The 12,372-nt window shown below is 58.8% G+C and carries 6 protein-coding genes; 2 read left to right on the top strand and 4 right to left on the bottom strand.

The genetic code is table 11. The annotated features are described in order from the left end of the window. Positions 1-41: 41 nt before the first annotated feature. From AB4Y40_RS19035 to AB4Y40_RS19025, 3 genes are all read right to left on the bottom strand, one after another. Positions 42-1,079 (bottom strand): porin, encoded by a 1,038-nt coding sequence (locus tag AB4Y40_RS19035; RefSeq protein WP_368689088.1) that lies wholly within the window; start codon positions 1,077-1,079, stop codon positions 42-44. A gap of 1,043 nt (positions 1,080-2,122) precedes the next feature. Continuing rightward, positions 2,123-3,664: a methyl-accepting chemotaxis protein gene (locus tag AB4Y40_RS19030; RefSeq protein WP_368689087.1), complete on the bottom strand. Its 1,542-nt coding sequence runs from the start codon at positions 3,662-3,664 to the stop codon at positions 2,123-2,125. 262 nt (positions 3,665-3,926) lie between these two features. Then, positions 3,927-6,302, bottom strand: coding sequence for a prolyl oligopeptidase family serine peptidase (locus tag AB4Y40_RS19025; protein WP_368689086.1), 2,376 nt, complete (start codon positions 6,300-6,302; stop codon positions 3,927-3,929). 282 nt (positions 6,303-6,584) lie between these two features. Between AB4Y40_RS19025 and AB4Y40_RS19020 the strand changes: the two genes are divergently transcribed. Then, positions 6,585-7,853: an amidohydrolase family protein gene (locus AB4Y40_RS19020; protein WP_368689085.1), complete on the top strand. Its 1,269-nt coding sequence runs from the start codon at positions 6,585-6,587 to the stop codon at positions 7,851-7,853. A gap of 132 nt (positions 7,854-7,985) precedes the next feature. Here AB4Y40_RS19020 and AB4Y40_RS19015 read toward each other — a convergent pair whose 3' ends face one another. Continuing rightward, on the bottom strand, positions 7,986-9,785 hold the full coding sequence (locus tag AB4Y40_RS19015; protein WP_368689084.1) for a methyl-accepting chemotaxis protein: 1,800 nt from the start codon (positions 9,783-9,785) through the stop codon (positions 7,986-7,988). Positions 9,786-10,984: 1,199 nt separating this feature from the next. On the opposite strand from AB4Y40_RS19015, the gene AB4Y40_RS19010 reads away from it, so the two are divergent. Then, positions 10,985-11,716 (top strand): type IV toxin-antitoxin system AbiEi family antitoxin domain-containing protein, encoded by a 732-nt coding sequence (locus AB4Y40_RS19010; protein WP_368689083.1) that lies wholly within the window; start codon positions 10,985-10,987, stop codon positions 11,714-11,716. The last annotated feature ends 656 nt before the right edge of the window (positions 11,717-12,372 follow it).

Raw genomic sequence — 12,372 nt, 5'->3', positions numbered from 1 at the left:
TTATTGCGAGATGTTGTTGAGCGGCATACCTGCTTGCATGCTCAGAAGGAGACGCGGATGCCGGCCATCGTGCCAAACTGGTTGGTGCCGGCCGTAGGGGTGTCGATACCGTTGAAGGCGAATTCTGCGTGCGTACTGTTCATGACGTACGAGCCAGCAAGATAGAGGGTCGTGCGCTTCGAGAGTGAATATTCGGCTCTCGCTGCAACCAGGGTTGCACGGCCGGCGTCGCCAGCGACGATGTGATACACGCCGGTCGATGCATAGAGAGCCGGCGTAAATTGATAGCCGACGCCGACCCAGCCCTCGTCCGCGTGAGTCGGACTTCCGGCGGACGCGTCAGGCGCGCTGAGGCCCGTGTATCCAACGTAGAAGCCAGCGCTCTGGTAATTCACGCGCGCCTGGACGATATACTCGCGCGAATACGCCCACAGGTTCGAAAGTGCGCCGTTCGGGTCACGGATTTCGTCGTAGTGTGCGACCGCGGACAACCACGAACCGTCATAGCGAAGCTGTGCACCGAATGTCTTCCCGGCCTGGAAGTTTCCGGCGACGTTTCCGAAGCCATACTGGAAGTTGGCGGTCACGCCATGGAACGGTGCACTTGCGAACGTGACCGCGTTATCCGTGAAAGTCTGGTTGCGGTAGAAGAGCAGCGACGAAGAGCTGTACTGAGCCTGATACAGCGGATCGAGATCAGCCGTGCAGGCATTCAGGTTGTAGTTGCGCCCAAACGTCAGCTTGCCGAACGGGCTCGAGAAACCCACAGTTGAAATGCGAGCAAATGCATAGCCGGCGCCACCCGGAATCGTGCCATTTGTCAGGCGGAACCCTTGCTGGAGATCGAAGACAGCGGCGTACCCGCCGCCCAGATCCTCCGTGCCCTTCAGGCCCCACCGGCTGCCGTAGGTACCGGCGTTGCCAGTCCGGAAGACGTTGGTGCTGTTTCCTGCGGAATCCGTTACTCCGTGAGCGTATTCGACGTACGTATCGATAATGCCGTACATCGTGACGGAACCCTGCGCATGCGCGAGCAACGGCGTCAGCGCAATGGCGGCTGCAAAACAGACTTTTTTCATGAAAAACTGATCTCCAAACGATTATGGCATTGAGTGATGTCATCGCTTCGATGTTCGACGTCGATGGCATCCCAGCAAAAAATGTCACCGCGACCGCGCGTTAGTTCGGCTGGTCCCTTTGCAGTGCGCCCCGATCTGGCACCGCACTCGCTACTGCCCCCTTATTTATCGACAGCTTCCTATCAACCTTGCGCTGGATACGCACAGCGTGACGTCTTCGGCGACCTCTTACTTGCTGTCGTTGCTTTTCCTCCCCTCTGCGCGACGCCACCTCGGTGCATGCAGCCTCTTTGCAGCGCTCCGCCTGAAGGAACTGACCTGCTAGCACAGCCTCTTGTACGCCGTACAATTGACGCCATACTAGTGCGCCGTTATACGGTGTACAAGAGAGAAATGCTCATGGTTAACGCTACTGGCAGCGTTTTTTTGCCCAGGCTGTCAAGCCGGTCAATGCGACAGGGTCTGGCAACGAGCGATACGCGAGAGGTCGATCAGATTCGCTTCAAGTCGCGCCGCGAAGTTCAGGGCGTACCCTTGCCGCATCAAATCTTTGTGCAGGCAGCCACACAGCCGTGGTGGCTGACGGCGTCCGTCGCGCAGCCGATCCGCGCACGATGGCTCGGCGCAGTGCGCGAGTAGGAAAGGAATGGTCAGGGCGGGATGCGCCCCTTTTGCGCCGGGCGTATGCCCGGATCGGTCAGTGCCGAACGAAGCCCGGCACCCGAGACTGGGATACGAGAGTTCCACACACAGCGGGGGAAGCGCGAGCGATCAAGGCGGAGGCTCATGTTCAAATTTATCGCAGCGGGGGGAGCATCGAGATGACCGGCGAACGACGCCAAGACCCTCACGTCCGGCTATACGAGCACTCTCCGTGCAGCGGATCACATACGACCCGAACGCGCGAATTCACCAAGCGCAGGTCCGGGCAAATGGCCCAAGGGCAGCCAATGTCTGCGCGTCGCTGAAGCGATATATGCGCCGCCTCCAGTCAGCCAACAATCTGGCTGACGGCTCGCGCATAGGCTGGTCCGTCCTCAAACCTACGCATTCAGCTTGAAAGACGACACCGCGCCGCGCAAGTCGTTCGCTTGCGTCGACAACGCCTGCGCGGCTGCGGAGGCCTGTTCGACCAATGCGGCGTTCTGTTGCGTTACACCGTCCATTTGCGACACCGCGAGTTGAACCTGCTCGATGCCCGTGCGTTGCTCAAGCGACGCAGATGCGATCTCGTTCACGATATCCTGAACCCGCCTCACGGCGTTCACTGTCTGCTGCATTGACGTACCGGCTTCGGTGACAAGCGCAGCCCCTTCAGAAACCTTGTCGACTGACCTCACGATCAGTTCCTTCACTTCCTTGGCAGCTGCGGCGCTTCGTTGCGCAAGCGTACGCACCTCCCCGGCGACGACTGCGAACCCGCGGCCCTGCTCGCCTGCGCGGGCTGCCTCTACTGCCGCATTTAGCGCCAGAATGTTGGTCTGAAACGCAATGCCTTCGATGACACTGGTGATTTCTGCCACCTTGCCTGAACTCACGGATATGTCCTCCATCGTCTCGACCACCTGTCGCACGACAGACCCGCTCTTCTCGGCGGCAACAGACGCGCTGATGGCCAGCTGACTTGCCTGCTGTGCGCTGTCCGCATTCTGTCGGACAGTTGCGGTCAGTTGCTCAATGCTCGCTGCTGTCTCCTCGAGGGAGGCAGCCTGCTCTTCCGTCCGTTGACTAAGATCGAGGTTTCCCTGCGCGATCTCGGAGCTCGCATTGGCGACACTTTCTGCATTTTTCCTCACAATTCCTACGGTACCTGCAAGGCTCGCCTGCATGGCTTTCAGCGCTTCAAGTAACTGCCCAGCCTCATCGCGTGAGCAGGATCCAATATGGACGCTCAGATCCCCCCCAGCAATCCGCTCTGCAACTCCGACGGCGCGCGCCAGTGGCCGCGTCACGCTGCGGGTAACGATCCATCCAAGTGCAATCGATGCGACGACAGCCGCTCCCAGTGCAACGATCATGGCTATTGTTGCCTGCTTGCTGATCTCGCTGGCGTGAACCCCGGTCTCGGCCATCTGCTCTTCCTGAGACCGAACCATTCCGTCCAGAGCCGCGATATACGCCTCTTGCGTTTGACGGCGAGGACCGAGCAGCAGATCAACCGCATCCTTGCTTCTGTTCTGGGCGCTTAGCGCAACGACCTCGTTGAGGAATGGAAGGAACTGCGATTGTGCGAGCTTGAGCTGTTCTAGCAGACGCTTCTCTTCATCGCTAACAACAAGTCGGTCCATCAACGCCGTCTTTGCCGTCAACTGCTTGAGGTCCTCGTTGTATGCCCGTTCCGTGGCCGAACTCTCTTGACCACCTCCCTCGATCGCCGCAGCCCTGGCAAGCCTTCCCATATCGGTTGCGAAGTACGAAATACGCAGCGTTACGGCGGCCTTGACATACTGCTGGTCGGTGATCGTTCGCGTCAACGCGGCCTGAGCGTTCAACCTGTTGAGCGCCAACAGGGCAATTGCCGCAACGATAGCAGTCAAGATACCGAAGCCGATCGCCAAACGAACCCCGATTCGAATGTCTTTCACGATACCCCTCAATCAACGTATCGGGACCCGAACGTCCTATCTGGACGACGGATCTTTATAAGGATTACATATTATTATTTTGCAGACCGATGGACCCAATCGGGCTCACGTCGTCCACGCCGGCGCAACATCGCGAGGGGTGCAGTCTTGCGACGCATGCCTAACGGCTCCCGCCAGTCACGGCAATAGAAGCCTTAACCTTCACGGGATACCGGATGTGGAAAGGCGCCGAACACCCGTCGGCGCCTCTCGGACTTGCGGACTACGCGAACGAACTCATCGCCATCCCCATGGCCGCGGCCACGCCTTCGTCAGTCCATTGCAGCTTGAATCCTGGCGGCGGCTCGGCACCGACGAGGTGCCGCACAAGATAATTGGCGACTCGCTGGAAAACATAAGGCTTCTCGAGCATCAGCATGTGCCCGGCGTTGGGGACAATCAACTGATCGAAGTCCTTACCTGCGGCAATCAGCGCGTCGCACACAGCCAACGTATGTGCAGGATGGACGTTTTCATCCATCTCACCGTGAATCAGGAAGAGCTTGCCCTCCAGCTTGTGCGCGACGTCCACGTTGCATTGGGACTCACGCTCTGGCGATTCGGGTCTCGGGCCGTACTTGTCGATCCAGTGAGCCATGTAATTGCGGTTATCGTGATTCCCGCAGACAGACACGCCGACCTTGATGGTCTTCGGGTAATCGAACATCGCGCGAGCCGTCGCATATCCACCGCCGGATTGGCCGAACATGCCGACGCGGTTACGGTCGAGGAAGCTGTGGCGCTCACAAAGCTGCTCGATTGCTGCCATGTGATCACTCAGTTGGGGTTCCAGCATCCTGCCTTGCCCCGCCTGGTGAAATGCCCGATTTCGCCACGGCATACCGCGCGTCTCGAGCACGATGCCCACCATGCCGAGTTCCGCGAGCGCTTGGAGATCCAGCGCTGGCCAGCTCGGGAAACGACGGATATACCAGTTGACGTGCGGACCCGGATAGATGCAGTCGACCAACGGATACGATTTGGACGGGTCGAAGTCGCCTGGCAGATACATCGCACCGTGAAGCTTCGTCACGCCGTCCGCGGCCAAAACTTCAAAAGGCTGCGGTTTAGGCGCATCCCAGATGCTATCGACATTACTTCTAGCTAGCTCTGTGCTCCGTGAACTGGTGACGTCGAAGAGCAGGATGCGCGTCGCACTGTCCGTTGCCGCAGTCCCGAGCACGATGAACGTCGCGTCCGCCGAGGCGCCGCTCGCCGCGTACGATGGTCTGAAGGGGTTGAACTGTGCAAGATCGGTACCGGAATCTGCATCGGTAGCAATCGCGCCCTCGACCGCAAAGATGTCGGCGTCAGGGGCCAACAAAGTCTCAAAGCCACCACCATCAAAGTTGATGGCACACAGCCGGCGGTAGGCCGGGTCGCGCTGTCCCTCGAAGCCGCTAGCGAGGAACAGGATACGGCGGGCCGTCGCGTCAACGTGGACAATCTCGCGGACCATCCACTTGCCCTCCGTTATCCGGCCCTTGCGGGCACCCGTGGCCAGGTCATGGAGGTAGAGATGTGCATAGCCGTCGGCTTCCGAATACCAGATCAGTTCGTTCGATGCGAGCAGAGGCCGGATCATCGGGTGCGCGTTGTGCCGCGGATTAAGGTCGATCCATCCCGCCTCCGCCTTTTCAGTCAGGACAGTCCGCAATGGGCCGCCATCGAGCGGCATCTGCACCAGCGACACTTCGCTCGAAAAGCGATCCCAGTCCAGGAAATAGATGCTGGCATCCGCGAACCAGCACTGCTTGTAGAGAAAGGGCGGCATGATGCCGACCTGCACGGGATGTGAAGCTGAACTGATCGATCGTCCACTAGGGAGATGGTATGCAACGAATTCCGCTTCAGCGAGATCCGCATCGGGGCTCGAGACTTTAAAGGTATGAACCTTCGGGCGCTTTCCTTCGCCGGGTACATTCTGGACAAGCCCGCTTTCCGGTAGCGAGCGCTCGTCGATCCGGTGCGTGACGAACCATTCGGAATCAGCCGACCACAGGCCATCGGGCACTGGATTCTTGCGAAGTTTAAGCGGCGAGAGCCCGGATTCGACCCACGCGCCAAAGGCGTAGTAGCGCTCACCATTGGGCGTCAGTTGCCGCGCCGCACCGGTCTCGCGACTCTTGATCCAGACCGCGTTCTCCTTGAGGAACGCGGCGAGTCGTCCGTCTGGCGAATGAAGTGCCGGCACTGCGTCCAGTTCCTCCGCCCGCATAAGCGTCGGGCCTTCGAGTGAAACATGGTATGCGTCGGACCCCGACTTCACGACCAGACGCCCAGCCTCCGGCATGTCATACCGCGCCTTCGCCAGCGCGGAGGCGTCGATCTGCTTTCCGGATTGGCTCGAAAGCAGTTCGGCAAGATCGTTGAATGCGATCACCGGCGTGATGGTGTGGGTGCGCGCATCAATGAGCTTTGGACGGTTGACGATCTCACCATCTGCGCCAGCCTCGGCGACGCAGAAAAAATACCGATGCTTGTCCAGCCAGTAGCCGTCGATAAGTGTGCCGCTCAACTGCAGCACAAAATTCGGCGGCAGGAATCTCGCGGCACGCTCATAGCGCGCGAGGTCGATCGTTGTAGCTTGCCTCTCCACGTGGACCTCCTTAAGGACCAGAACAGCACGAGCGGGTCGTGCGCTGCCTGCTTTCCAGCGGGCTATATCAGAAAACGCGAATCCTACATCATGTTTATTTTTTAAACAAGAAATTGAACATAAATAGCCATAACATATTGATTTTATGTAACTTTCTAATTGTACAGTGTACTATTACGACAAATTCGCACTACCCCTTATTGACGAAAACTTTGTCGGGCCTCAGGATGCCGGACATGTGGATGCGCTCATCATGCATGCACGCCTACGTTGAAGGATGTTATGAGCAGTCTTTTCCTGCGCAATACCCGCGTGCTCGATGTGAGGACGGGAGAGCTTCGCGAGCTATCAAATATTTGGGTCGAAAACGGGCGAATCCGGGACATCGACGCTTCGGACCCCAAAACTGACATACCCGTGCTGGATCTGGGAGGACGCACGGTTATGCCTGGGCTGATCGATGCCCACGTGCATGTCATGATTTCGGAGTTGGACGCTCTCAAAATGAAGGGCATTCCGCCGACGTTGGCCACTGCTCGGTCTGGCCCGATCCTGTCCGGCATGCTCGATCGAGGGTTCACAACCGTTCGGGACACTGCAGGGGCCGACCATGGATTGCGCGAAGCGGTCGCTTCTGGACTTGTACGTGGCCCGCGTCTCTTCATCTGTGGCCGTGCGATCAGCCAGACCGGTGGTCACGTCGATTTTCGCGATCGGACGGAACACCGCCGAATGAGCTGCGTGTGCTGCAATGGTCTCGATCTTTCAGCTCGTGTCGCAGACGGGGTACCCGGTATTCTGGAAGCTGTCCGTGAGGAACTCCGTCAAGGCGCAGACCACATCAAGATTGCTGTGTCAGGAGGCGTGGCTTCACCGATTGCCCCGTTCGACAGCCTTCAATATACGGTGGAAGAAATCCGGGCGGCCGTTCAAGCCGCAACGGACTGGGGAACCTACGTGTGCGCGCATGCGTACTCGGCCGCATCAATTCGCCGTGCCCTCGAATGTGGCGTCCGCTCAATCGAGCATGGCAACATGATCGATGAGGCCAGCGCGCAACTCGGAGCACAGCAGGGAGCGTTCCTCGTCCCTACTCTGGCGACCTACGAGGCGATGGCTCTCTACGGCGCGGAATATGGCCTCGACGCAGTCAGCCTCGAACGCAATAGGCATGTCCTCTCTGCGGGCCTCACCTCACTTGAAATTGCCCGCGGCGCGGGGATGCGTATAGCCTTTGGCAGTGACTTACTCGGCCAGTTGCATCATTTGCAGTCGCGAGAATTCATGATCCGCTCTGACGTCATGTCTCCGCTCGAGATCATTCAGTCTGCGACGCTGACCAATGCCGAACTCCTGCGGCGCGAAGGCGAGTTGGGAATTATCGAACCAGGCGCACTCGCCGACCTGATTGCTGTTGATGGTGATCCCCTTGCGAACATCGCACTTTTGGGCGAAGGCTCAAAGCACATCCCGGTGGTAATCAAGGACGGCCAGGTAACGAAAGACGCCCGTTCCGCATCCGACTGGAATCGGCACAGCACCCGATCGTGAGTCAGCCACAGTATCGGATGATCGATACACGCAGGGACAAGTAGCCTGGAGCGGCAGTGAAGGACTGCACCCTTAGTTGCATGGCCCGCTTCCGCCGGCTCCAACGGTGCTTCTGGCGATGTCTGCACTCGATTAGTCCAATCGGAATTGTCCAACTGCGGCGGTAAGGTGCGTCGCTTGAGTCTGCAGCGCGGAGGCCGCTGCAGCGGATTCCTCGACGAGCGCGGCGTTCTGCTGCACCATCTCGTCGAGTTGAGCTACCGCCCGGTTTACTTCCTGAATTCCCCGGGTCTGCTCGTCGGCAGCATTGGTGATCTCACCCATGATGACCGTGACATTAGCCACATTGCTCACGATATCCCTCATCGTGTCGCCGGCGAGCCGTACCTGACTGGAACCTGAAGAAACGCTGTCGATCGTCGATTCGATTAGCGATGTGATCTCCTTGGCCGCCTCCGAGCTGCGTTGTGCAAGATTGCGGACCTCACCTGCGACTACAGCAAAGCCACGGCCCTGCTCGCCAGCACGTGCAGCCTCCACCGCGGCGTTTAGCGCCAGAATGTTAGTCTGAAACGCAATTCCGTCAATTACGCCGATGATCGCTTCGATCTTGCCGGAAGCAGTTTCAATTTTGTTCATTGTACTAACGACTCCGGAGACGACCTCACCGCCACGAGAAGCGACCGTCGATGCGGAGCCCGCGACATCATTTGCCTGCCGTGCGGCACTTGCAGACTGCAGTACAGTCGACGTGATCTGCTCCATCGATGCGGCTGTTTGCTGCAAGTTGGCTGCGGCCAGTTCAGTGCGACTCGAAAGGTCAAGGTTGCCCGCGGAAATCTCTGCTGCGGCAACACGCACGGATTCGCTGCTGTCGCGAATCTGGCGCATTACGAGGCACAACTTCGAAACGAACGTGTTGAACGCCACGGCAATCTGCGCGACCTCATCCCTACCGTACACAGGTAAACGCTGCGTTAGATCGCCCGTGCCAGAACCGATCCCGTCCATCGCGTCCCGCACTTGCGAGAGCCGCTTGAACGCAGTCGCCGTGACGGCGCTTACAATCACCGCCGAAGCCACGACGATCAGCAGCAACACGATCGCCGAAGTCGTGACGAGCGATCGCATACCTGCGGTCGCGTCCCGTTTGTCCAGTGCTATAACGAGGACCCAGCTTGTCCCTGGGACGGCACGCCCTCGCAGCAACTTTGTCCCGTCTCCGATATGCACTTCAAGCGGACGTGATGCCGACACGAGCGCCGCAATTCCGGTGGCATCGAGATCAGGTACAAAGTCCGATGCGGGTTTCAATGTCAGCTTCGCGTCGGGATGCGCGACGATCTTTCCGCTTGCATCGAGCAGCATGCCGAAGCTAGCCGGTGTCGGGTGGATCGATTTGACATTCGCGATCACGCTGTCCATGCCAACGTCCCCGGCAACTACCGCTTTCAAGACACCGTCGCGAACGATTGGCACCGCGAAGGTGACGACGAGCTTTCCCGACCCAGCATCGATGTATGGCTCCGTGACAACCGGTGCCCCCACGGTCGCGGCCAGTTGATACCATGGGCGACCGGTCGGATCAAGGTTTGGGGGAACGCCTGTCGAATCAGCGAATTTTGCTGTCCTGTTCGCCAGCCCAACGTAGACATTTGTGAAACCACCGGCAGACGCAACTTGCCTGAACGGAGGCACAGGATCAGCGGAAAGTGCACTGTCTTCCAGCGAAACTATTGCGGCTGTCTTCGATGCAACCCAGTCGCTGATGCCTGCGACGTGCCCGTCGGCGAGCGCGACGAGGTTGTTATTTATCGAATCGTTGTTATACGTTCGGACCACCAGGTAGTTTGCGATGGCATTCACGGTGAGCGCGCAAAAGACAATGCAAAGGCAAGCGATAATGACGCGCGCGCGGATTGTAGTAAGCATCGTGATAGTCAGAGCTGTATCGTACTACTGAATTAAGTTAATCATTCGTCGAAAAACCCGTACCCCGCATTGCCGGGCGCTCTAGCGCCGGCGGGAAAATGCGCCACAGGCCGTCTTGGTGGCGAAAAAAGTACATGGAAACAGGGCCTTCTTTTTTTAGCGTCTCGACGCACACGTAGCAACCGTGTCGCGATTTCCGGTTTCTGATTTCGGTGATCCGAAAACCCTTTACAGGATCGGGCGCGAGCCAGTCCTCGATCATCACGCGCAATGGGCGCCGCTCCGCAGACATTGACTACCCTTCCATGACAAATGACGCCGCAGCGAGAGCCATGAGCGACATGGTTGAAACCAAGCCGGCGTGGTTTCCGACAGACTTCAAAGAATTCAAGGCACGTGTTCCGACTCGCGTGGTTTGACACCGGACTTCACAAGATTGACGGATTCACTCGGTCGGCCATCGCTCACATCTGGTGTTTCGGTCGCCTCATTCTGATCGTGAATGGCCTTTTTGGTGACAGTCAAGCCGCGTGCCGGGAGATGCGTTCCGTCAGCGAGCTATCATTGATTCACATTTATTTCACACTACAATAGTTTCTGTATGAAACTAATTGTTCGGCATTGTAGTCGCAGCGTCAATCCAGGGTACTCCCTAGACTGGAAGGCCATTGCCGACGACTGGCAGCAGGTGGCCACGCCGGACGCGCCAAAGTGAGCGTTTGACTTGCCTGAGCCCGGATTGCACCGGACTGTTCTGTCGGTTGGATCGCCTTCCAGATTTGGTCTGGCTCACGACGGATTGGCATCCATGGATCGCGTAGCGGGCATGTCCGAGTCCGCGCTTGGCGCCCGAGGCACGGTCACCGGGAACTGCGCGAGGGCGGCGCGCGCCGCCGCACCGGCACCACGGCCAGGGCGAGGGTGCGCATGTGCACCGGCTGTGGCGGAAACGAGGGGCCAACGTCATTCACGCAGCGGCGGCGCGTTTTCCGGCGGCCGATTTTAGCAAGGACTCGAGGGTGGTCAGATAAGGATAGTTATCTGACCACCAGTGTGGGATTTCACATTGGGCCGGGTAGGACCGGCCCCGGAAATCGCGCGGCGACGCGATTTTCGATCTTCCGGCCGCGTTAAAAAATTGCAAAAAATTCGACTTTCAAGCATATACTGCAACCAGATAACGCAACCTCGGGTATCCGATGAGTAACAGGACAGTCCAGCGGTTGATGCAGGAAAGCCGGCGCGGTCATCCTGTGGATTCCGGCCAGCTCCGGCAGATGGGGATCAGCGTTGCGCTCGCGGCGCACATGGTCAGATCCGGGTGGCTGCAGCGGCTCTCGCAGGGCGTCTACCTTCTGACCGGGGACACGCCGACACGGGACGGTTCGATCGCCTACCTGACTCGCCGCATTGCAGGCCTTCACGTTGGAGGAAAAACCGCCCTTGCCTGGCAGGGCGTCCGTCACAACATCGCATTTCGCGAAAAGGTTGTGCTATGGGGCCAGAAGCCCTATCGCATCCCGTCCTGGGTGGGCCAGCACCTGGCCTACTCGTTCCAGACCACCTCTCTGTTCGACAACGACCTGCCCTACGACAGGGGCCTGAAGCCGCTTCCCGCCGGCGACCCGGAGGTCAAGGTGTCGGTGCCCGAGCGCGCAATCCTGGAACTCGCCAGTGACATCGGCAAAGGTCAGTCGCTTGAGGAGGCGAGCAATCTGTCGGCAGGCCTGCGTAACTTGCGCGCCGACGTGCTTGACGAGTTTCTGGGCCACTGCCATCGGGTGAAGGTTATCAGGCTCGTGCGTGACCTCGGACGTGAGGCCGACTTTGCGTGGGCGCGGGGACTTCAGAAACATGTAGAGCGTCTTGGCGCCGGGACAAGATGGTCGAATCAGACAAAAAACGGCCGGATAACGCTCAAACCGGAATGAGTGTGGAAGCAATCTGGTTACCGCGTGCCTGAACCGGGCCTCCGCATCGGCAAACCCCGACTTCCCGTGTGGCGAGGTTGGCGTGCACATTCGCGCACCAGGCATCGCCGCCGACGCGCCGACCAGTCATGAGACATGTTTTCCCGATCTCACGCAGCAGATCATGCCTGTTCCCGATCACTGATCAGTACGGCATGCGAAACACGGCGATCTGTCTATCACGGACCGATTCGTTTCCCGACTCCGTGTTTGCTATTGTCCCTTTCGGCAACAAGTATTTCCGGGCTGAGTAAAGAGCCAAAAGATGATTACCGATTGCACATCGGCGCCCGGAGGCGCGTCGAGAGGTGCTATGCATTCCGCTTCGAGTGGTCTCGCGGAACAACCTTGCAGTCTCTATTGGGAGGGGGAGAGGTAAAGCTCGACCGACTGCAGGAGATCGATTACGTCGGCGGCACCGATGAAATCAAACAGGACCGGTCCTGTCAGAGCGTGCGTTATTTCATACACCGTCCCAAGCGGACTTTTTGTAAGCGGCTCGCGTGGGCCGCTCTCGACGTCACGTGCGTAAATGAGGCATGCTCGGCGAGCGTGGGCAGGTTCTGTCTGGGCCTACCCGGCAATCAGGAGGTGGAGGCAGGAGGGCCGGCCTTGCC

The organism is Paraburkholderia sp. EG287B (genome assembly GCF_040965595.1).
Classification (GTDB): Bacteria; Pseudomonadota; Gammaproteobacteria; order Burkholderiales; family Burkholderiaceae; genus Paraburkholderia.
The sequence above is the reverse complement of the archived record's forward strand: the minus strand, read 5'-3'. Positions and strand labels throughout refer to the sequence as shown.